Raw genomic sequence first — 20,624 nt, forward strand, 5'->3', positions numbered from 1 at the left:
CCCTCCCCCCTCCCTTTTTGGTCTCTTTTGTTTGCTTGCCGGTTGCTAGTTGACCTGGTTGATGATGGTCTCGGCGACCTCGCGCATGCTCAGGCGGCGGTCCATCGAGGTCTTCTGGATCCAGCGGAAGGCTTCCGGCTCCGTCAGGCCCATCTTGGTGGTCAGGAGGCTCTTGGCGCGCTCCACGAGCTTGCGGGTGGCGAACTGCTCCTGCAGGTCGGTAACTTCGCTTTCGAGGGCTTTGATTTCCTCGTGGCGTGACAGGGCAATTTCCAAGGCCGGGATGAGATCCGCCGGGGTGAACGGCTTGACCACGTAGGCCATGGCGCCGGCGTCGCGTGCCCGTTCGACGAGTTCCTTCTGGCTGAACGCGGTCAGGAGGACGACGGGGGCGATCCGGGCCTTGACGATCTTCTCGGCAGCGGAGATGCCGTCCATGACGGGCATTTTGACGTCCATGAGGACCAGGTCCGGCTTCAGTTCCTCGGCGAGCTGCACGGCCTTCTCGCCGTTGTCCGCTTCGCCGACGACGTCGTAGCCCTCGCCCCGCAGGATCTCGATGATGTCGAGCCGGATGAGGGTTTCATCCTCGGCAACAACCACGCGGCGCGCCGGCTTGGACGTGGGGTTTGACTCCGTCTGTTCTGACACGGGAACTCCTTGGAAAGGTACGGCGGGAACAGGACCATCTTAGGTTCTGTCCGCTGTTGTACTTGGACCGGTTATGTTCGATGCGGCGTCACTGGCGCGATTCTGGAATTCAGCCTATCTGCATGTAGAGTAATTTCGCGCACTGGAAGCGATCGCGTTGCTCACAGCACTGTGGGTTGGGCGATTATGACACCGGTGTACTCCGCGCCCGAGTGGCGGAATTGGCAGACGCGCCGCACTCAAAATGCGGTATCGAAAGGTGTGTGGGTTCGAGTCCCACCTCGGGCACAGTGTTTCCGTAGGTCAGCAGGGTTTCAGGCCTCTGAGTGGCACGCCGATGAGGATGATCCCGAGTTGGGTGCGGTCGTGGTTGTCGCGGAGGAGTTCGTTCTCATAGCTGACCGCGCAGGCAGGTCCGGTAACGTCAGCTTCTGAACTACCCAAACTTTTCAGATACAGCATGAATTGTTCGGAGCCGGACTGTCTGGAGTTAATGCACCCTCCCTGAGGGTAGTTGCGCGGCATGTGCCGACACACCCAACACTAGGACTGACGGGCCCCCTTGCAGTTGGAGTTCTCCGCGAATATCGTTCCTGTGGCTTGGTCATCCCGCCGATACGTTGAAGCAGCCGAAGGGCAGCATGGGTGCATAGTTGTACGATGGCAACTTTTGATTCCCGGAGTTTTTACACGCGTGGTGACTCCTTCAGCGTTGGGGCTTCACGAGAACATGTCGAGCAGTCGCTCCTGGGCTTTGGGGCGACCGAAGTTCGTTTCAGCCAACGCGGGCACCTCAGCGCCATCGCGTTCAGGGCCTGTGGAAGGCAGTTCCGCATTGTCATCTCCCTGCCGCAGCCCGACGGAATCCCTGCTCTCCGTCGCAACCTCGCGGAGGTCGATGACCGGGGAGTCACGGCAAAAGTCCTCGACCTCACTACCCGCCGGTTTTGGCATGCCTTCGCCCTATCGACAGACGCCAAACTCGCAGCGGTGGCAGCCGGGGTTGCTACGCTCGAATCGGAATTTCTCGCCCATGTGGTTCTTCCCGGGAACCGCACCGTGATCGACGAACTCGAACCAGTCATCGCGTCTGCTTACCGGGCCGGAAAGCGTCCGTCAATTAGCGCCTGACTGAACATCAAAGGGACAAATTCGGGGCCTGCGGGCTAAGCATCAGAACGTCCCTCAGCGGGCACGGGTCATGGGATCAGCAGATTATGACGAAGCCTCCGCGGGAACCCAGGACACAAGCGTGGCGGCTGCCGGCTCTCCAAGCTGGGGGACAGGAGAGCCGAGTCGGCTGGCAGGCTTGAATTGCTTAGGAGAACGAAGCCCCCGTCAGTCCCTATGGCTGGCTGGGAATCTTGATCGTCTCCCTCTCCGCCCTCGGCTAGACAGAGAGAGAAACTAAGCAACCTTAGCATAGTAGTTTAGTTTCAACTTTCGCGAGGGTGGGAAGCCCTGGGAGCCGTTAGCGCTAGCGGATGCTGCGTTGCTGTGCAGGGCAACACCGGATTCGGTTGTCCCATTCAGAGCCAGTGACGGGACGAGCGTTCCGCCGGGACTTATTCCAAGCCGAGGCCAGTGGATCAAACGATCGTGACAGCTGCAATGCACGTTCAGGTTGTTCACCTGCTCCGTCACCCACATGTAGACCTGATTGATGGGAAGCTCCCCCAGCGCGGCCGCGAGGGTTGACGGGGTTGGCTCCAGTGTAGAGATTGGCGATCGCTTCCTGTCCGGTGGGATCGGTTTTGGCTGAAGCTGCGCGTGGTGGGGGCGTAGTAGCGGGCGCCGAACTTCGTATGCCCGGTGGGGGTGTCTTTGTAGCCCCGGCGTACTGCCAGGGATTCGCCGCGGCCTGGGCCCCGGCGGCGGCGGTGTTGCCCCATGACTCGTAGGCGTAGGAGGCGACTTTGGCCTGGGTGCAGTCAGTGAGAGGCGATGGTCGAGCCGAGCGCATCGGTGGGGTAGTAGATGCTCCCACCGGCACTGGTTCGCATGCTGATGAGCGTACCGTCCGGGTCGCGGATGAACGAGGTGTTCGCCCCGGCGGTGGTGTGTTCGGTGTTGGATGATCCGGCGTAGGCAAAATTGTCACCCTGACGTGACGGCGAGCGTGAAGTACTGCTGAGTGCGGTGTACGACAAAAATAGCAAGGGTACTTACTATCCTAAGATAACCATGCTTACTATTCTCTTGTTGGGTTGACACGGTGGCCGGGCCGCCTGGCTGGTTGCGTGCCTGCCCGTCCTCTTCTGAGGCGGAGTACGTACGTGTGGATCAGCTCGGGCCTCGGTCAGCAGTGAAGTAATAAGTGTTATCCATCATCATTTGAGGAGTCACCTTGTACTTGCACACCCAGCAACTGATCAATGAAATCGCCGTCGATGAGCCTGATCCGGCGGCAGCGAACGCGCTGCAGGAGGGCCTGGGCGGGCAGTTCGGTGAGATGCGCACGATGATGCAGTATCTCTTCCAGAGCATCAACTTCCGTGGGGATCCCGCGTCCAAGCCGTATAAGGACCTGCTCCAGGGCGTCGGCACCGAGGAGATCAGCCACGTGGAGCTGATCTGCACCACCATTTCACGGCTCCTGGACGGGTCTCCCGAGTACCAGGGCAAGAAGACGGACCCGGTGGACCAGCCAGGCGCAAAGGGTGCCACACCGCTGAAGATCGCGCTGGACACCAGCAACATCCACCACTATCTGGTCGGCGCACAGGGTGCGCTGCCGGTGGACGCCGTCGGGAATCCGTGGTCCGGCTCCTATGTGTACAACAGCGGCAATCTGGTTCTGGACCTTTTGTACAACCTGATGCTGGAGTCCACCGGTCGGCTGCAGAAATGCCGGATTTACGAGATGACCGAAAACAAGGCCGCGCGGTCCACGATCGCGTACCTCATCGTCCGGGACCAGGCCCATGAGAACGCCTTCGCGAAGGCCCTGGAAAGCCTGGGTGTGAACTGGGGCAAGGTGCTCCCGATCCCGAAAACGAATGCCGAGCAGTTCCCGGAAGTGAAGAAGCTCCTGGACCTGGGCCTGCAGAGCATCCAGTACACCTTCAGTGCCGACAACCTCAGCGAAGCGGGCAAGCTGTACCGGGGCGCTTCGCCCTCTAATGACGGCACCGAACTGAGCACCGATGTCATGCCTGACGGTTTCCCGATGACTATTTCGCCGGAACGCCGCGAGGAGTTCGCTCCCGGCTTGGATGCTGACCTTCTGGCGCTCATCCAGGCAACGGCCGAAGTCGAACTGAAAGAGGCCGATAGCCCCAAGGAATCCTCGACCAAGGGAGCCAAGAAGCCAAAGAAATAGTCCGCGCGGGACTGCCTTGTGGGTCGTCGGCGCTGTGCGGGGAGCGGTAGGTTCCCGGGGCCGTGCTGAGGCAAACGGGCCCGGCGTGGCCAGGACGCCCCCTCCGGGCCGTTTCCTTGTCAGTATCCCGGCTCAGAGCCTAACCTGATGCCGGGGGAGGGGCGATGTTGGAGCCAGGGCCGGAAGATCCCGGCCGGCCGCTTCGGAAAAGGAGTCTGACTGTGTCTACCGTCTCTCACCACCGCAAACCAGTTCGTGTCCGCGGTCGACGACCCTGGTGCGCCGGATGTGCCACGGACGAGCACCTCGTTATCGAATCGATCCAGGCGCTCGAACCGCCGAGAACCGGGCTGGTGAAAGCCTCATACACGTGCGTTGAGTGCGATTCGGCGGGGCATACCTGCACTGCGGGGAGCCAATGACGGCGGGCGGCTCGGAACACCGCGGCATCTACGCCGCGGTATCAACCGAAGAAAGTGGCGACGTGCCCCTGGAGGTGTACCTGCGCACCAGGGTCCTCCGCTGTCGCTGCGGTTTCCAGATGGAGATACCAGACTGACCCCGTCCGTGTCGCTCCGCACCGGTCAGGGGGAGCGGCTCCCATCCGCGGTCGTACTTATGCCGCCGCGACTGCTGCCGCCTAGCGTCTCGTGCCAGCAACAGTCACTGAGGCCTCACCGGGTCGGGGCTGTTTTCGGTCGCGAATTGACGGCCGTGGTCCGCCCGCAGTTCGAGCAGGTGATCCGGTAGGTCTTTGACGTGGTGAAGACCGGGATGAAGAACAAGGTGAATTTTGTGGCACGTTCCTGCAGGTGATGGTGGACGAACTGCAGGCAGTGTTGGCAGGTTGCGGGCCGCCCGGGCCGGTCGTTCAGGACGGTTTTGAGGCCGAAGAGCAGGAACATCGGTGGCGCCTTTCGAAAAGGGTGGTTGATCACGCCTCGGGCCGGAGGCGGGCTGCGAGGCCCGAGAGCAGGATGGAGATTCCTTCGTCCAGTTCGGCCATCCCGTCGTAGTCGGCGAGGACCGGGGCGAGGGCACGGAGCCGGGGAAAGTCTTTCGCCGGCAGGCGGTGCAGGCCCAAGCGGAGAAGGGCCTCGTTTTCGTCCGGGTCGACGATGAATTCCTGCAGCTCGTTGAGGATGTGCCCGTAGAGGTACCCGTAGTAGGCGCGGTAGACGTGCAACGCATCTGCTGGTGCGAACCCGGCCTCGATCAGCAGGGACAGGATCTGTTCCAGCGGCCGTAAGGTTCCCAGCGGCCTGAGACCCAGGGGTGTCGAGAGGGGGCGGGTCACGAGGAGAGGCACGACGTTGGGGTGACGGAGGGCCAGATCGCGCAGGTCGTGGGCAATCCGGCGGAGCTGCGCCTGCCAGTCCGGGTCATCGGGAATGATGGCCAGTTCATTCAGGACGAGCTCGGAGACCCCGTCCAGCAGTGCTGCGCGGTTCTCGGCGTAGCGGTACAGGCCCATGGGATCCCGCCCGAGTTCCTGCCCGAGCCTGCGCATGGTGAGTGCATCGAGTCCCTCGGAGTCCACGAGCGCCAGCGCCGCGGCCAGCACGATCTCCCGGCTAAGCCGGTTCTTCTTGCCAGGGGCCGCGGGAGGGTCCGGATTCTCGTCAGGCGACATGGTGTTCCGTTCGGTCGGGGCGGACTAATCACAGTTCCAAGAGATAAGCAGCTTGCTTATTATGTAGTCTACGCCTACTGTCTACATTGTAGAGAAGTTGTTCTCTGGTCTCCGGCGATGCTGGGATTTCCAGTCCGACAACGCTTTATCCCCGGGGTCTGCCGTACAGCGGCAATTCGGGAAACTGCTTCAGTGTCCCGTGCAGGGCCTTGAAGCTTCAGCTGCTGTAGCCACACGGCGGTTCACCCTGCACGCCGAAGAAACGAGCCACTCATGGCAACTTCTCAGTACGACCAATTCCTGCAGGAAGCCACCACCCCGGACCCTGCCGCCGACCACGCCCTGGGACGGAACCGCCTCTACGGCCTCTACACCAGCTGGTGCTTCCTCCGCCAGGCCGCGCCCCGTCCAGAAGATGCGTTCTGGACTGCGATGAAAAAGAAGCAGATCCATCCCAGGCGCACCGGCCTTCGCATGAAAGGCCCCGCCGCGGCGGACTACATCCTGGCCAGCTACCCGGGCCTGGTCTGACCGCGTGACCGTCACGACCGGAACGTACCGGCCGAGGAGCTCGCACCAACCCCGGGGCGGGCGCCCCTGGTGCGCCAACTGCCGCACCGGCCGGCACCTGGTCGCCGATTCTGTCACCGTGCTGGACCCCCGCGAAGAGACACTGGCCCTTGCTGTCACCTGCACACGGTGCGGAGGATCCCGGGTCTTGGCAACCACCGCAGGGTTCGCCGCTGCCATGATGGGCACGGCAGGGACGGGCGACAGGTTGTCCGACATCGATTCGGCCGCCGTCCACTGCAGAGAACCCATGTCCGTGGTGGCGCCGCTACCCGAATGTGCCGCCACCGGGCACTTCGGCCCGGCAGAGCATCCAGCAGGCCAGTACCCGGCGCGGGTCCTGCGCTGTAGATGCGGTTTTCAGATGGATGCTCCCGCCCGGCCGTGACCGCAACCCCGCCGTACGATCAGACCCCGAGGACACCGACTCCACGACAAACCACACCAGCGCGTACGTCGCACCGAACACGGCCACCCTTGCGGAACACGCCGGGGTGGAAGGCCTAGACCTATCGCCACAAGGGCTTGCGGGTGCGCCGGCAAGCCAGCAGGACCCCGACAGTCTTGTGTACGCCGGCAACAGCTGAGCTTGTAAACATCCGCGCCGTCCCACCACAGCGCGCCTATCTAGGAGAACCATTGAACATCCCTCCACCCCGAGGACCCATCAGCGCCGGCTTGATGTCCCTGCTGACCGGGGTTGCCGGAGCCGATCCTGCGGGTCTGACCGCCCTGCACACACTGGTTGCCGAGAGGTTGTCATTGGTCGAGGACCTGATTGACGACGACGTGCAACTCACCTTGTTCTGCCTCTATGAACTGCACTACGGAGGCCTGGACGGCGTCGACGAACGCTGGGAGTGGAATCCCGGACTGATTGGAATCCGGCAACTGCTGGAGGAACCCTTTGAAGCGTGGCTGCGCTCCGAGGCCAGCCGGGTAACGGCGTCCGTCCCGCGCCCGGATTCCGGGAACCCCGACAGCGAGGCCACCGCATCCCTGCTGTTTGACCTGGCCGCCCGTGACAGCGGGCCCAGCGTCTCCCGCTACGTGGCGAAGAAGGCCATGGCCGAGCAGCTCGGTGAATTCCTGATCCACAAGTCGTTGTATCAACTCAAAGAAGCAGACCCGCACACCTGGGCTATCCCGCGCCTGACCGGACGGGCCAAGGCTGCGCTCGTGGAAATCCAGGCCGACGAGTATGGCGGCGGCCGCCCGGAGCGCATGCACAGTGCCTTGTTCGCCCGCACCATGAGGGGGCTGGGGCTCAACGACAGCTACGGCGGCTACGTCGACGCCGTACCGGCCATCTCGCTGGCTTCGGTGAACATGATGTCCTTGTTCGGCTTGAACCGGCGGCTCCGAGGAGCCATCGCCGGGCATCTGGCCATGTACGAGATGACCTCCTCACGCCCGAACCAGCTATACGGCAACGGATTCCGGCGCCTGGGTTTTGATGCGGAGGTCACCGGCTACTTCGATGAGCACGTCGAGGCGGACGCCGTCCACGAACAGATCGCTGGCAGGGACCTGGCCGGCGGACTCGTGGAGGCGGAACCAGATCTTCTGGAGGACGTTCTCTTCGGCGCCGCAGCGGTCTCTTGCATCGACGCGCGCTTCGCCGTCCACCTCATGGATGCCTGGGAAAACGACCGGTCCTCGCTGCGATCCCCTGTACCCGCGGTATGACGGACCGGCTTCCGCTCCTTTTCCGGGGACGGTGGGATGAGTACGTTCTGCCGCGGCTACGCCGACCCGCACGCTTCGCCGCGGAGCCGTCCCTGGTGTCACTCCTGGCCGACATCCTGTTCCCGAACGCGCCATCTGCGTCGGTTCGCCCGGGCACTCCGGTTCAGCGGCGGAGTGCCTTTTGCGGGATCCCGTATCAGAACCGCTCCTCATCCGACGACGCCTTGCGGCTGCGGCATGCAGCAAGGTCCGTTCAGCCCTCCGCACGCCGAGACCGGAAGTACCCATGAACGAGAACCCCATTGACCCCGCCGGTGCCTCGCTTGTCCTGTGCCCCGACGGCCCGATTCTGGTCCGCGGTAACTTCGCCGTCCTTAGGCCCACCGGGGAACCCGTGGAACGTCAGCGCGAAACCGTCGCCCTCTGCAGATGCGGTGCCTCCGCCATCAAGCCCTACTGCGACGGCACGCACAAACTGATCAACTTCCGCACCGAGACCCCCGACGCGCAGGACCGAAGCAACCCGAAGGGGTCCCCGGAAAAGCCCAGCCCTTGACCGGAGGGAGCTGGCGGCGGAAATAGGGAAGTGTCCACGCGAAACTGAGGGGTCAAGCGCAGAGACTTCCTGGTTCTCCAAGTTGGGAGATAGGAGAGCCGCCGCCAATTCAGTAGGTTCTGGTTGGCTGTCTGTTGGGCGCAGGGTCGAGTGGCCGGGGCTGGACGCACAGCAGTCGCCACTGCCATGTCCGGTGCGGCAAAACACTGACCGGCCGACATGCTTTATCTCGAAGATGCACGGTGGGAAAATTCCAGTATGAGTGTGAACAAGGCTGAGGCTCCGCGGGAGCATGGTCATCATGCGGAGAGCCACGCCGGTTCACCGATCACGAACCAGATGCGAACGGTCGGCCAGCGCCGGCGGGACGCCGAGGAGAAACTGGAGCACCACCTTGAGGAGGCCCGCCACCAGGCCACCGCTAAGCAGGACGACGTCGGGAGTGACCAGTAGCGGCCTTTCCAGAGGCCCGCCGGGTTACTGCAGCGAATCGTGGAGATGCCCCCGGAGCGCACGCGATGGCTGTTGTCGGACCCACGCCGAGCACGGTGGTTTCCCAGTACTGCCGGGCGAGGCTGGTGGTCCATGGTCAGCGAAGGTGGGCACTTCGAAAGCGTGCCGACATTCTTTGGGTCCGCTTCCGGAACTCCGAGGTCGTCCATGGCTAACAGGGGCCTGCCGCGACTAAGTTCTGAGACCGGGAGCGGTGGGTCTTGGCTCAGGGGAAGACACCCGGCCAGACGGCGCCATAATGTCCTCTGGACCATGATCCGCGACGGCACCACCTACACGCCGGTCCCGGTGACGGTACCACCTACACGCCGGTCCCGGTGACGGCAGCACGACTGGCTTCCAACGCGGCGGTCCAAAGGCACGGATGCGTCTGAGCAGGCTGTCATCTCGTCAGCTGGCGGTTTGCTCTGTTCCGCCGGCTTTGCGCAAGACCCTGCGCAGGGTTGCCGCCCATTCGTGGGGCATGTCGGTGTACGAGCCATGATGGCCGGGGAATGTCATCAGCTCACAGCCCAGCCGCTCTGCCAGGATGCGTGACACCTCACCCAGCCAGGTCTTCCGATCCTGGGTCCACTTGCCCACGGCCATGATGATCGTCACCCCGTTGCGATGAATCAGTTGAACATCCGGGAGATAGTTCGTCACCGGTAGGAGTTCGAGCTTCATCAGGACATTGTTCGCGTCGAGCGAGCTGATGCGAGGCTCGTGTTGCCGGGACTCTCTCTGGCCGCGAGCATACTCCACCGCTTGGGCATGTCCTTTGACAAGTTTCCTCACGGGAACCTGAATGCCGAAGACGAAACGAAGGCCTGCCAGCGAAGGGCCGAGGTAGTAGGCCATTCGGTACACGTTGGCGAAGAAACGCTGCCACTTGGCATCGTTCGGGGATAACCTCGCACACGGCGGCTCGTGAGCGATGGCGGCCAGCACGGCATGGGCTTGGGTCCTCGCCRCATCAAGGGCAATTACAGCCCCGCTGCTGCTTCCGAAGATGAATGCCGCCTGCTCGCCGGCGGCATGGATGACTGCTACCGCATCCCGGCTTTGTTGGCTGATCTCGAAATTCTGGGGACTGTTGGAAGTACTGCGGGCGTTCGCACGGCGGTCGTAGGTGATGACCTTGAATTCATCTGAAAGGAGGTCCGCGACGGCGGCATACAGGTCCGCGTCCCCACCGGCTCCAGGGATCAACAAAACCGCCGGCCCGTGACCTCGCACTTCGAAGTACAGGTCATCGCCTTCCGACCTCACACGGTTCGCCGTCACCCTGACGTTGGGCTGTGGAGTACCGGATTCCCGCCCAGATGTCGTCATGGTGGAACAGTACTCCAATGGTTGGCGAGAAAACTGCCGGATCAGGATCAGAATCCCTACTCGGGCTGGGCGAGCTAGAAAACACACCTCGGACCCTGTCCACCAACCGGCCGGGCACGAGAGGGGGGAGTCCCTTCAACAGCGGTGTGTCGATGTAGCCCGGGTGGATCTAGTTGACGCGGATACCCTGGCCGCGTAGCCCAGCGCGGCGGCCTTGGTGGTGCTGGCGACTCCGTCCTTAGCCGTGACTAGGGAACCGCCTTGGCGTCACCGACGAGCCGGAGAACCGAGGAGGTCTTCGCGATGACACCGCCGTCGGCCTTTGAGTATCACGGGAATCTGGGAGTACATGCCATAGAACACGGCCGCTTACCCGGGGGAGGTCAGCTGTATCCGGCTCACTAATATCTTGCCTCCGGCGAACGCCCCAAGCGTGCCTGCGGCGACGTAGCATCAAGGTATGGGGGCAGCCAGGAGTGTGGCGAAATGTTTGAGCGATTTACGGACCGTGCGCGTCGCGTAGTTGTGCTTGCCCAGGAAGAGGCACGCATGCTGAATCACGGTTACATTGGTACCGAACACATCCTGTTGGGTCTGATCCATGAGGGTGAAGGTGTGGCTGCCAAAGCCCTTGAGTCCTTGAGTATTTCGCTCGACGGCGTCCGCGAGCAGGTGCAGGAGATCATCGGCCCGGGCCAGGAGTCCCCGTCCGGACACATCCCCTTCACCCCGCGCGCCAAGAAGGTCCTGGAACTCTCGCTGCGCGAGGCCCTGCAGCTGGGTCACAACTACATCGGCACGGAGCACATCCTGCTCGGCCTCATCCGTGAGGGTGAAGGCGTTGCCGCCCAGGTGCTGGTCAAGCTCGGTGCGGATCCGAGCCGGGTGCGCCAGCAGGTCATCCAGCTCATCTCGGGCCACCAGGGCAAGGAGACCGTGGGCCCAGGCCAGGATCACGTTGAAGCGATTCCCTCCGGTTCCGTGGTTCTGGATCAGTTCGGGCGCAACCTGACCCAGGCTGCGCGCGAGAACAAGCTCGACCCCGTGATCGGGCGTGCGTCCGAGATGGAACGCGTCATGCAGGTCCTTTCCCGCCGCACTAAGAACAACCCTGTCCTGATCGGTGAGCCCGGCGTCGGCAAAACCGCCGTCGTCGAAGGCCTGGCCCAGGCGATCGTCCGTGGGGATGTCCCGGAAACTCTCAAAGACAAGCAGCTGTACACGCTGGACCTGGGCTCCGTGGTGGCCGGTTCCCGCTACCGCGGTGACTTCGAGGAGCGCCTGAAGAAGGTCCTCAAGGAGATCCGCACCCGCGGCGACATCATCCTGTTCATTGATGAAATCCACACCCTGGTGGGTGCCGGTGCCGCCGAAGGTGCCATCGATGCGTCGTCGATCCTGAAGCCCATGCTGGCCCGCGGCGAGCTCCAGACCATCGGCGCCACCACGCTGGACGAGTACCGCAAGCACATCGAGAAGGATGCTGCGCTGGAACGCCGTTTCCAGCCGATCCAGGTCAAGGAGCCCTCCGTGGCCGACGCGATCGAGATCCTCAAGGGCCTCCGTGACCGGTACGAGGCGCACCACCGAGTCACCATCACCGACGGCGCGCTGGTCGCCGCCGCGAACCTGTCCGAACGCTACGTCTCGGACCGCTTCCTGCCGGACAAGGCGATTGACCTGATCGATGAGGCCGGCGCACGGCTGCGCATCCGCCGGATGACAGCACCGCCGGAACTCAAGGTCATGGACGGGCGCATCGCCGAACTCAAGATGGAGAAAGAGTCCGCGATTGACGCCCAGGACTACGAAGGCGCCGCCTCCCTGCGCGATAAGACGCAGAAGCTCATTGCCGAGCGTGCCGAGAAGGAACGCCAGTGGAAGACCGGCGGCATGGACGACATCTCCGAGGTGGATGAGGACCTGATCGCCGAGGTGTTGGCGAATGCCACCGGCATCCCGGTCTTCAAGCTCACCGAGGAGGAATCCTCGCGTCTGCTGAAGATGGAAGACGAACTGCACAAGCGCGTCGTCGGCCAGGAGGAAGCGATCAAGTCGGTGTCTCGGGCGATCCGCCGCACGCGTGCAGGCCTGAAGGACCCGAAGCGCCCGGGCGGTTCGTTCATCTTCGCCGGCCCCACCGGCGTCGGCAAGACCGAGCTCGCCAAGGCCCTGGCCGAATTCCTGTTCGGCGAGGAAGACGCCCTGATCACCCTGGACATGTCCGAGTACTCGGAGAAGCACACGGTGTCGCGTCTCTTCGGTGCCCCTCCGGGCTACGTGGGCTACGACGAGGGCGGACAGCTGACCGAAAAGGTCCGCCGTCGTCCGTTCTCCGTGGTCCTGTTCGATGAAGTGGAGAAGGCGCACGCCGACCTCTTCAACTCGCTGCTGCAGATCATGGAAGACGGACGCCTGACCGATAGCCATGGCCGCGTGGTGGACTTCAAGAACACCGTGATCATCATGACCACCAACCTCGGCACCCGGGATATCTCCAAGAGCGTTGCCACCGGCTTCCAGTCCGGTACGGACACGCAGACCGGCTACAACCGGATGCGGGCCCGCGTCACGGAGGAGCTCAAGCAGCACTTCCGCCCCGAGTTCCTGAACCGTGTTGACGACGTCATCGTCTTCCCGCAGCTGACCCAAGACGAAATCATCGAGATCGTAAACCTGATGATCAGCCGCCTGGAGCGACGCCTGGCGGACAAGGACATGGGCATCGAGCTCACGCCCGCGGCCAAGATCCTGCTGGCAACCCGCGGTTACGATCCCGCCATGGGTGCCCGGCCGCTGCGCCGGACCATCCAGCGCGAGATCGAGGACCAGCTCTCCGAGAAGATCCTCTTCGGCGAAATCCACGCTGGCGACATTGTTGTGGTGGATGTGGACGGCGAAGGCGACGACGCCAAGTTCACCTTCGCCGGCAACGCCAGGCCCAGCATCCCGGACGCACTGCCCGCCGCAGGCTAAACGTACCGTCGCAACGGATTCGATTTCGATGGAACGGAGCAGGCTGACCCCGGTGCTCTAAAGATTGTCGACGCTCGTATGGTGCGATAGGAAACATCAGTTGGCCAGTCGCGTCCGGTCAACAGCCTGATAGCACCGCCATTCGGGCACCTCGCTGTCCTGGCATGAATCGCGGTCTTCGCGTAGACGGCCATTTACGTCTGCAATAAGCGCGCCGTTTACCGATGCGAATCACACGTTCCCTGAGGCTTGCCACCGGAGGGTCAGAAACGGTTGTTTTTGCGGTCAAGCCATGTCGCCGGCCCTGTCCCACTGATTGCGAAACGTCCTACTGACTCCAGCCACCCCCCCAGCTGAAATCACCGGGACATCTTCGTCGATATCCAGGCAGCGCTTTCAAACTGCGATAGGAATCCGTGGACATTTTGTCAGACGAAACCTACCATGAGCCATGCCCGTGACCGGCCGAGCCGTCTCTGCCGCGGTGCTGCTCGTCATTGGGGCAGGACTGGCGACGCTCGCTGTGCTGGTGCACTACGAATTCATGAGAATATACGGCGATGTCACCGGCACTGCGTTCGAGGGGCTCACTTGGGGGTTGACGGCCGGACCCTCCGGATTGGCACTCGGACTGGTCGCGGTCGTTGTCATAATCGGCTTCGTGCTCTCGACAACGAGATGGATGCGGCTAACGGCCGCGGCCATACCTGTCCTCATGCTGATCGGGATGTTCGCTGTCACCCCCTCGGCACTGGGGCAGCGGCTTGAGGCGCAGTTCAATTCGACTCCGCAATGCGTAACCGAAGGAAGGAATGAGCCCATGGCCAGCGCAGATCGTGAATCACAGCAGGCGTTCGATTCCATCAGCCACGTCGGCCACTTCAGCGGTGGCGGATTGAGTGGTGTCGGCGGCTGTACACGCTGGTTCGAGCTCTCAGGAGATGTCGATGTGTTGCAGCACTATCGTGCAGCGCTGCCAGCAGCGGGCTGGGAAGTGGTCGAAGATGACGGGCGCCACCTGCGGGCGCACCATAACGGCATGGCGTTCGATGTGATGCCCTGCCCAGGAGGCGGTGTCATCTGGGCCGGAAGCGACGACAACCCCTCATACGGACAGGGCAGGCCCGAACTAGCCGGCACTGAAATTTGTCCACACGACGTCTGAAACAACGCCTCACACTGTTGGGCCTGCGTCGTTGGCGCCCCGTCCCCCGCGGGGAGCCACGCTCATGGCGACCGTCACCGGGCCGTTCCGGCGTCGTGACTGAACTAGCCCGAAATCACGCCTGTTGCCGGGCCCCGGGCTGCGGTCCGGTCGGCGGTTTCGTGAGGGGTGTTCCGGAGCATCCAGGTGGTCAGCCAGATGATAGCCAAGGCCAGGCCGATCAGACCCAGCTGCAGCACAGTCTCCGGAAAGATAGTACGCAAGGAGATGGGAATGGCACTCGCGGTGTAGAGCAGGACCGCGCCCTTCGGCACACCTGAGGTACGCCAGAGCGCCATCATGAAGACCACGGTGCCGATCAGGAACAGCACCGAGACCGCTGTCAGGGCGATGCCGAGCGGGCCCGCACGCAACGCCACGATGACACCCGGGTCAACGTAGGGAAAGACAAGGTTGAGAACAAATTCAACCCCGACGAGGCCAGCCAGCGAAATGACGGTGAGCAGGGAGCCTGAGGCGGCCAGCGCCCCGGTTGTGCGCGAAATCAGCAGGTAAATACCAATCACCAATCCGATAGCGGCTAGTTGGGCGACCGGTGCGGCCAGCTGCGTGAAGGGCGACGTTGGGATGATTCCAGCCCGTTTAGCCGCGTTCACCACCAGTATGGCTCCTGAGAGAAATCCCGCGACGGCGAAGGTCCTAATCAGTACGGCAGGTGCGGATATCTGAATTTTGGAGGACATTTGAGTCTCTTGTCTGTTTGGGTAATGCGGGAAATAACGAGTGCTTCAACATTCGTCATGAGCCGGTATGGGTGCCAGCGATAGTTGGAAGGTACGGGCGTGGGTGGTGACCGGGCATCACCCACCGGGGTGATAAATGTGGTGATCGGATTCTCGGTGATCCGTTAGATCAGGCCACACCCTTGGTGATGGGCGCGGGCACGAACTAACAGGGCGCTAGTCATCATCGTTCGTGGCAGGTACGCCGAACGTCTCAGGTGAACCATGGAAATACAGGACCTGCAGGGGGTGCTGGATGTCAGAAAAGTCCTCGGACCCTCCGCATCACTTACCGACCGCGCAGTTCCCGTGGCGGCGGTGCTTCATGATCTCTGACGCCCGGGCTGGGCAATGGTTTCGCCCTCCCCGGCAATGCCGTCGCCGACGCAGCCGATTTGGTCTGTTGCCTCGATGGGCTCCACGGAAATCAGGAGGATGCCGAGGTCACGGATCTTTGTCAGCAGCCCGTGCAGGGTAGCTTGGTCGGGGACGGGGCCGCTGAGGCTTGTCGTGCCATCGTTTTCGCGGATCAGGGTGAGGTATCCGAACCAGGCTGACCAGTGGTCGTCGAGGTGCCCCTGGACCCGAAGCCGGTAGCCGTGGGGTGCGTGGGAGTGAGTCATGAGAGCCGGGCCCTACCCGTTGTCCTGGCTGTTCGGTTGCCGCCGCTGCGGATGATGACCTCCGCGGTAATGAGATTCAGGACCCATCCAGCCCCCAGCATGAGGTCGGTGATCAGTTGGCTGACGCCGAAGACGGCGTTCCCGATCGCGCCCACTATGTGCAGCACGGGCGATGCCGTCATACGGGTGTTCAGGGATGAGAACGGGTCCGCCGGCCAGCCCGATATGCCGTAAAGCGCCCGCTGCGGTTGGGATCAGGACGAGGGCGACCAGTGCGAACGGCACCCACCCGCTCGATCGCACCGACGCGGCGGGCCGCACTGCCTTGTAGATGGTCACTTGGCGCCGGCCGGGTTGAGCGGGAAACTTACGTTCTGGGGCAGGGCTCGACTCGCCTTGGCGCGCTGGTCCCGCCACAACGAGTATCCCAGGCCCACCATTGCCACCCCGATGGGTATGGCGAAGAGCCGCTCGTTGACCTGCGGCAGCAAGGGGATGGCAAGAGTCGCCACCGAGCCTGCCGCGAGCAGCACGGCGGCCCAGCGAGCGAGGACCTTGGCGCGGAAGAGCCCGATCCCGAACAGGAGTCCGCCGCCCAGGAACGTGGCCGCTGACACGAGGTTAAGGACTTGCATCAGTCCGATGTCACCGCTGGCGTGCCCACCCGTAAACACGGCAAAGACGTCGTTGACGTATCCGGGTGCTGTGCGGGCAAGAGTCGAAAACACAACGGCCCCGATCACTTCAACGCTCGTCATGATGAGGTAACCGGCGCCGAACACGAGGTACCCGATCAGGCCCAACACTCCCGCTTCCTTCACTTGGCGCAGGTACATCCCGGTGATGCCGGCCAGCGACAATCCGGCCATGAGCACCTTCAGGCTTTGGCGGACCGTGTACTCGGTGGTGGTGGCGAACTCCGCATCCAGGTGGGGGTGGTTGATTTGGACGCCGATGAACAGTAGGCCTGCCGTGACGGCGGACAGGCCGGCCGCCCGGGTGAGGTTGGTGGTGGTGATGGTCATCTTCGTCTCCTGGGTCTGGGTTCCGCGTCAGGGAGTTGCGGGATGATTCAAACCTAGGAACGGGCTGGGTGAGCAGGCATCACCCCATGATGTGAGTGACAGGGTGAGATTTGGCTTTGCGGTTATGTGAGGCCCCGGTCGCGCCCCTGGCGGACCGCGGCCCGGCGGGTGGTGACGGCGAGCTTCGTGAAGATGTGTCTGGTGTGGGTGCGGAGCGTGTTGGGTGAGATGAACAGCGCCTGGGCGATCTCCGGGCCGCTCAGCTCGCTGTCGAGAAGCCGGAGCACCTGCAGCTCGCGCCCGCTTAACTTCTCCTCTGCCGACGAGGTCGGCCTATACCCCGGAACGGGGGCTTGCGCTTTGGGCTTCGCAGTCAGGTCGAGTAGCCGCTGGGGGTGGTCTTCGGCGATTCCGTGGCCGGCGGCATCACGCAGGAGCTCCATCATCGGCGCACCTTCGCCTATGAAGAGCCCGGCATACCCGGCAGGTTCGGGCGCCTCCGCGAAAGCCCTGCTAAGCATCCCGAGGGCCTGCGCCCGGTGTCCCTGAATGGCCTGGGAAAGACCCTGCAGCATGCGGATCTCCACCACGCTCCCGGCGCGTCCGCTTGTCTCTGCGGCCTCGAGCAGCCGTCCCAACAGGCGATCGGCTTGCCCGGACGCATCGCGGTCGGGAAGATCCCGGTTCTGCGCCAAGAGCAGCCGCACGAGCGTGAGGTGGTCGAACTCGCTTAGGTAGCTGACTTCATCCGTTACAGACACCCCTCGTGTCTCTGCCCACTCGGCGGCTTCCGATGTCTTGCCTTGGACGATCCAGATCCGGGCCCTCATCGCTCCAATCGGCTGCACCTCGGGAAAGAATCCTGGCCGGTAGATCTGCTCAGCCTGGTCAAGCAGGTCGGTGGCGTGGTCCAAGCTTCCCTCGGCACGGGCAATCAGCGCCCTCGCTACGAACCACCGGTAGCGGCTCTCGGTCATTGGCGCTCGTTCGAAGAACTCACCAGCGGTCGTGAGGTGCCGTGTTGCGGCAGCGATATCTCCGGCTTCCAGGTCAAGCTCGCCCAGCCCCACATGCAGCTCGGCGGATGCCCGGGCGACAGGCTCACCCTCGGCGTCGGCAAGTTGCAGCGCATCCTGGTAGAGCCGCCGCGCCTTGCCGGGCCGGCCGGCCACGAGCCACATGTCCGCGAGCACGACGGTGCTGCTGAGCGCGTCAATGAGGTTGCCGGCAGCGTGCAGGCTGGCCACGGCCTGAGTGAACGTATCCAGCGCAGCCGACAACTCCCCGTTCGCCCACGCGGCGAGCCCTAGAAAGCCCGCAGCAGCGCCGCGTGCCAGATGGTCGCCGGGCCCGGCCAGGGCAAGGGCGTGCCGGGCGTGCTCGGACGTACCTGCCGCATCGCCCCGTGCCTGCGCAAGGGAGGCACGGTAGACGGCGATGGTCGCCGGCAGCGTCCGGAGCTCCTCAGTGACGGCCCAGGGCTGAGCTGCCCCGGAGGGGACCGCAGCCAGTGCACGTTCCGCATCCTCAAAGCGCGGCTCCACCCCGTGAAGGTCGCCGGAGACCATAAGCATGAATCCGTAGAAGACGCTAAGCACTGGGCTGCTCCTAACGGCGTCGGCCGGCAGTGCCTTCAGCCAGCCGAACAGAATCGCCTCCTGCCGGTTGCGCCGGATTGTCGGCACGGCTAGCTCCACCAGGCGGGCCGCGCGGCTAAAATCCTCGGCCTCCAAGGCATGCCTGACCGCTTCGTCCATCAGGTCCATGCGCTCATACCACGCGCTGGCGCGCTGATGAAGCAACGGCACCAGTCCTGGCTGCTCGTTGAGCAGACGCGCCCGCAGCACGTCCGCGAAGAGGTGGTGGTAGCGGTACCACTCCCGACGGTCATCCAGCGGGACGATGAAAAGGTTGGCCCGCTCCAGCGACGTGAGCATCTCCGTCCCGTCACCGCGGCCAGTCACCGCATCACAGAGGGGTCCGCTGAAACGGTCGAGAACGGACGTGAGCAATAGGAAATTGCGAACCGGATCGGGTTGATGCTGAAGTACCTCCTCGACCAGGTAATCGACGATATACCGGTCATTCCCCGCGAACCCGGCAATAAAACCAGCAGCGTCGTCGCGGCCCTGGAGCGAGAGCGCTGCCAGCTGCAGCGCTGCTACCCACCCCTCTGTACGCTGTTCCAACGCCTCGACGTCGACGGCGGAAAGGTCCAATCCTGCCACCGCATTGAGGTATGCGGTAGCCTCCTCCGACGTAAAACGCAGCTCCGCTGCACGGAGTTCAACAAGCTCGCCGCGCACCCGCCAACGGGGCAAAGGCAGCTCGGGGTCAGCGCGGGTGCTGATCATAACGTGGACGTGGGACGGAAGGTGGTCAAGCAGGAAGACCATCCCGTTGGCGACCTCGTGGCTGTCAACGAGGTGGTAGTCATCGAGCACCAACCAGACATCATCCGGCGCCAGGGCCAGATCGTTCAGCATCATGGTTAGCACGGACTCGGTCGAGCCGCCTGAAGGAGCAATGAGCTCCAAGGCAGACGGTCCGACACCAGGCACCGCTGTTTGCAAGGCGGACACAACATAGGTCCAAAAGGACGCAGGGTCGCTGTCGGCAGCGTCGAGGGAAACCCACGCAATACGGCGGTGGTCCTCTTCCATTCCGCCGAGCCACTCGGCAATGAGTGTTGTCTTGCCGAACCCGGCCGGAGCAGACACCAGCGTCAATCGCGTCTCAGCTCCCCGACTCAGACGATCCAAGAGCCGCGGGCGCGTCACAACATTTCGACGCACTTTTGGGATGAACAGCTTCGTTGAGATCAACGGACGTGCCATACGAACCCCGTTCCAAGGCGCACAACACATCGGGAAGATGCAGCAATCCTGTACCCAATCTCCAGTGGTGGCCGCGGACGGTCGCCAAGGTACTGAAGACGAAGGGGAAGGCCGCCAGAGGATCTGTTGTTCCACGGACTGTTCTCGAAAAGCGTCGCCCGATGGAGATCCATCAGGACCACGCCGTTGTCCTCTGCGTTCGTGGGAGTAGTGGGCCTCACCGGCACCGCTTTCGTCGCCAACCCCGCCGTCACAGCAGCACAGGGCGTCGTCGCCACGCGTTTCGGCGTCGGCTTGGCTGCCTTGGGGCTGCGCGGCGCATCATCGTGGCACTTGAACATCCACCACATTCTCGGGGTCATCACCCTCTCGCTGGGCGGCCGTGAGTAGGCCTGGCGATGGACTCCGAAGGCCGGCGGCGACGTCATCCCACGCATCTTCGGACTCCTGATCCTCCGCCGATCCAGCAAGAACAGTTCGGCCCACTCAGGTTATTCATAACGGGTTACACCCGGAAGAACAATATTCAAGGGGTTAGAAAGGTATGAAGCGCAGCTAGAGACTGCGTCCACCTGCGTACAGGATGACCGATGCGCCAATTTACCCTGAGGGCTGAGCTTCCAGCCCGTTCCGCGTGGGAGCGATGTCACTTCAGCTGCTGACTGCCCAACCCTTCCTGCGCTGATCAAGAAAGTGGCCGAGCTTTATCCAACGGAGCCGAGTCGGCTCGACCACGTCATCTGGCGGCATGTATCGGGTCGGGACATTTTCAAAGACGAGGAAGTAGCTGTCAGGACAGCGGACTAACAGTGCGCGATGAATGGCTGAACTACTTACTTTTCATTTACAAGGTGCGCGGGTCGCATCTGCTGTGCCCGTCGGTGTTTCTTCGACTTCTGCCGCTCATGTCTACGCCGCATCTACGGCAGAGCGTCCTGCTGCCTGTCGTCACCGGGACGACGAACTGC

The 20,624-nt window shown here is 63.0% G+C and carries 19 protein-coding genes and 1 tRNA gene; 10 read left to right on the plus strand and 10 right to left on the minus strand.

What is annotated here, in order from left to right:
• Nucleotides 1-45: 45 nt before the first annotated feature.
• A complete protein-coding gene (locus tag AB4Y67_RS17520) occupies nucleotides 46-651 on the minus strand; it encodes an ANTAR domain-containing response regulator (RefSeq protein ID WP_024368455.1) in 606 nt (201 codons plus the stop codon).
• A gap of 206 nt (nucleotides 652-857) precedes the next feature.
• Between AB4Y67_RS17520 and AB4Y67_RS17525 the strand changes: the two genes are divergently transcribed.
• Both AB4Y67_RS17525 and AB4Y67_RS17530 read left to right on the plus strand, forming a co-directional pair.
• Nucleotides 858-939: transfer RNA gene (locus AB4Y67_RS17525), tRNA-Leu, on the plus strand.
• Between the two features lie 372 nt (nucleotides 940-1,311).
• Nucleotides 1,312-1,782, plus strand: coding sequence for a hypothetical protein (locus AB4Y67_RS17530; protein ID WP_441407030.1), 471 nt, complete (start codon nucleotides 1,312-1,314; stop codon nucleotides 1,780-1,782).
• Between the two features lie 800 nt (nucleotides 1,783-2,582).
• On the opposite strand, the gene AB4Y67_RS17535 is transcribed toward AB4Y67_RS17530, so the two are convergent.
• Nucleotides 2,583-2,801: a hypothetical protein gene (locus tag AB4Y67_RS17535; protein WP_441407031.1), complete on the minus strand. Its 219-nt coding sequence runs from the start codon at nucleotides 2,799-2,801 to the stop codon at nucleotides 2,583-2,585.
• A 197-nt stretch (nucleotides 2,802-2,998) separates the two neighbouring features.
• Here AB4Y67_RS17535 and AB4Y67_RS17540 point away from each other — a divergent pair, with 197 nt between their 5' ends.
• Nucleotides 2,999-3,973, plus strand: a complete 975-nt coding sequence (locus AB4Y67_RS17540) for a manganese catalase family protein (protein ID WP_441407032.1) — start codon at nucleotides 2,999-3,001, stop codon at nucleotides 3,971-3,973.
• A gap of 674 nt (nucleotides 3,974-4,647) precedes the next feature.
• Here AB4Y67_RS17540 and AB4Y67_RS17545 read toward each other — a convergent pair.
• Both AB4Y67_RS17545 and AB4Y67_RS17550 read right to left on the minus strand, forming a co-directional pair.
• Nucleotides 4,648-4,878 carry a zinc-ribbon domain-containing protein gene (locus AB4Y67_RS17545; protein WP_441407033.1) on the minus strand — a complete coding sequence of 77 codons (231 nt, stop codon included), beginning with the start codon at nucleotides 4,876-4,878 and terminating at the stop codon, nucleotides 4,648-4,650.
• Nucleotides 4,879-4,907: 29 nt separating this feature from the next.
• A complete protein-coding gene (locus AB4Y67_RS17550; RefSeq protein WP_441407034.1) occupies nucleotides 4,908-5,606 on the minus strand; it encodes a TetR/AcrR family transcriptional regulator C-terminal domain-containing protein in 699 nt (232 codons plus the stop codon).
• 273 nt (nucleotides 5,607-5,879) lie between these two features.
• Here AB4Y67_RS17550 and AB4Y67_RS17555 point away from each other — a divergent pair, with 273 nt between their 5' ends.
• The 4 genes from AB4Y67_RS17555 to AB4Y67_RS17570 all read left to right on the plus strand — a co-directional run bounded on the left by AB4Y67_RS17555 (nucleotide 5,880) and on the right by AB4Y67_RS17570 (nucleotide 8,874).
• Nucleotides 5,880-6,137: a hypothetical protein gene (locus AB4Y67_RS17555; protein WP_441407035.1), complete on the plus strand. Its 258-nt coding sequence runs from the start codon at nucleotides 5,880-5,882 to the stop codon at nucleotides 6,135-6,137.
• 678 nt (nucleotides 6,138-6,815) lie between these two features.
• The gene (locus AB4Y67_RS17560; protein ID WP_441407036.1) at nucleotides 6,816-7,865 is read left to right on the plus strand and encodes an iron-containing redox enzyme family protein; all 1,050 of its coding nucleotides are present in this window, start codon (nucleotides 6,816-6,818) and stop codon (nucleotides 7,863-7,865) included.
• A 286-nt stretch (nucleotides 7,866-8,151) separates the two neighbouring features.
• Nucleotides 8,152-8,421 (plus strand): CDGSH iron-sulfur domain-containing protein, encoded by a 270-nt coding sequence (locus AB4Y67_RS17565; RefSeq protein WP_441407037.1) that lies wholly within the window; start codon nucleotides 8,152-8,154, stop codon nucleotides 8,419-8,421.
• 258 nt (nucleotides 8,422-8,679) lie between these two features.
• Nucleotides 8,680-8,874, plus strand: a complete 195-nt coding sequence (locus tag AB4Y67_RS17570; protein WP_441407038.1) for a hypothetical protein — start codon at nucleotides 8,680-8,682, stop codon at nucleotides 8,872-8,874.
• A 450-nt stretch (nucleotides 8,875-9,324) separates the two neighbouring features.
• Here AB4Y67_RS17570 and AB4Y67_RS17575 read toward each other — a convergent pair whose 3' ends face one another.
• Nucleotides 9,325-10,248 carry an alpha/beta fold hydrolase gene (locus AB4Y67_RS17575; protein ID WP_441407039.1) on the minus strand — a complete coding sequence of 308 codons (924 nt, stop codon included), beginning with the start codon at nucleotides 10,246-10,248 and terminating at the stop codon, nucleotides 9,325-9,327.
• Nucleotides 10,249-10,734: 486 nt separating this feature from the next.
• On the opposite strand from AB4Y67_RS17575, the gene AB4Y67_RS17580 reads away from it, so the two are divergent.
• A complete protein-coding gene (locus tag AB4Y67_RS17580; protein ID WP_441407040.1) occupies nucleotides 10,735-13,224 on the plus strand; it encodes an ATP-dependent Clp protease ATP-binding subunit in 2,490 nt (829 codons plus the stop codon).
• Between the two features lie 451 nt (nucleotides 13,225-13,675).
• Nucleotides 13,676-14,389, plus strand: a complete 714-nt coding sequence (locus tag AB4Y67_RS17585; protein ID WP_441407041.1) for a hypothetical protein — start codon at nucleotides 13,676-13,678, stop codon at nucleotides 14,387-14,389.
• Nucleotides 14,390-14,493: 104 nt separating this feature from the next.
• Here AB4Y67_RS17585 and AB4Y67_RS17590 read toward each other — a convergent pair whose 3' ends face one another.
• The 5 genes from AB4Y67_RS17590 to AB4Y67_RS17610 all read right to left on the minus strand — a co-directional run bounded on the left by AB4Y67_RS17590 (nucleotide 14,494) and on the right by AB4Y67_RS17610 (nucleotide 19,539).
• Nucleotides 14,494-15,132 (minus strand): hypothetical protein, encoded by a 639-nt coding sequence (locus AB4Y67_RS17590; RefSeq protein WP_441407042.1) that lies wholly within the window; start codon nucleotides 15,130-15,132, stop codon nucleotides 14,494-14,496.
• Nucleotides 15,133-15,494: 362 nt separating this feature from the next.
• Nucleotides 15,495-15,794, minus strand: coding sequence for a hypothetical protein (locus tag AB4Y67_RS17595; protein ID WP_441407043.1), 300 nt, complete (start codon nucleotides 15,792-15,794; stop codon nucleotides 15,495-15,497).
• Nucleotides 15,791-15,976 (minus strand): hypothetical protein, encoded by a 186-nt coding sequence (locus tag AB4Y67_RS17600; RefSeq protein WP_441407044.1) that lies wholly within the window; start codon nucleotides 15,974-15,976, stop codon nucleotides 15,791-15,793. The genes AB4Y67_RS17595 and AB4Y67_RS17600 overlap by 4 nt, the downstream gene beginning before the upstream one ends.
• A gap of 153 nt (nucleotides 15,977-16,129) precedes the next feature.
• Nucleotides 16,130-16,819, minus strand: a complete 690-nt coding sequence (locus AB4Y67_RS17605) for a hypothetical protein (protein WP_441407045.1) — start codon at nucleotides 16,817-16,819, stop codon at nucleotides 16,130-16,132.
• 122 nt (nucleotides 16,820-16,941) lie between these two features.
• A complete protein-coding gene (locus AB4Y67_RS17610; RefSeq protein WP_441407054.1) occupies nucleotides 16,942-19,539 on the minus strand; it encodes a LuxR C-terminal-related transcriptional regulator in 2,598 nt (865 codons plus the stop codon).
• A gap of 303 nt (nucleotides 19,540-19,842) precedes the next feature.
• On the opposite strand from AB4Y67_RS17610, the gene AB4Y67_RS17615 reads away from it, so the two are divergent.
• On the plus strand, nucleotides 19,843-20,046 hold the full coding sequence (locus AB4Y67_RS17615) for a hypothetical protein (protein ID WP_441407046.1): 204 nt from the start codon (nucleotides 19,843-19,845) through the stop codon (nucleotides 20,044-20,046).
• Nucleotides 20,047-20,624 lie beyond the last annotated feature (578 nt).

This window comes from Arthrobacter sp. YAF17 (genome assembly GCF_052113365.1).
Classification (GTDB): Bacteria; Actinomycetota; Actinomycetes; order Actinomycetales; family Micrococcaceae; genus Arthrobacter.

Coding starts and splice junctions, on each gene's coding strand:
- AB4Y67_RS17605 (WP_441407045.1), bottom strand. CDS start 16,819: ATGACCATCACCACCACCAACCTCACCCGGGCGGCCGGCCTGTCCGCC.
- AB4Y67_RS17530 (WP_441407030.1), top strand. CDS start 1,312: ATGGCAACTTTTGATTCCCGGAGTTTTTACACGCGTGGTGACTCCTTC.
- AB4Y67_RS17585 (WP_441407041.1), top strand. CDS start 13,676: ATGCCCGTGACCGGCCGAGCCGTCTCTGCCGCGGTGCTGCTCGTCATT.
- AB4Y67_RS17550 (WP_441407034.1), bottom strand. CDS start 5,606: ATGTCGCCTGACGAGAATCCGGACCCTCCCGCGGCCCCTGGCAAGAAG.
- AB4Y67_RS17570 (WP_441407038.1), top strand. CDS start 8,680: ATGAGTGTGAACAAGGCTGAGGCTCCGCGGGAGCATGGTCATCATGCG.
- AB4Y67_RS17600 (WP_441407044.1), bottom strand. CDS start 15,976: ATGACGGCATCGCCCGTGCTGCACATAGTGGGCGCGATCGGGAACGCC.
- AB4Y67_RS17580 (WP_441407040.1), top strand. CDS start 10,735: ATGTTTGAGCGATTTACGGACCGTGCGCGTCGCGTAGTTGTGCTTGCC.
- AB4Y67_RS17595 (WP_441407043.1), bottom strand. CDS start 15,794: ATGACTCACTCCCACGCACCCCACGGCTACCGGCTTCGGGTCCAGGGG.
- AB4Y67_RS17565 (WP_441407037.1), top strand. CDS start 8,152: ATGAACGAGAACCCCATTGACCCCGCCGGTGCCTCGCTTGTCCTGTGC.
- AB4Y67_RS17555 (WP_441407035.1), top strand. CDS start 5,880: ATGGCAACTTCTCAGTACGACCAATTCCTGCAGGAAGCCACCACCCCG.
- AB4Y67_RS17590 (WP_441407042.1), bottom strand. CDS start 15,132: ATGTCCTCCAAAATTCAGATATCCGCACCTGCCGTACTGATTAGGACC.
- AB4Y67_RS17545 (WP_441407033.1), bottom strand. CDS start 4,878: ATGTTCCTGCTCTTCGGCCTCAAAACCGTCCTGAACGACCGGCCCGGG.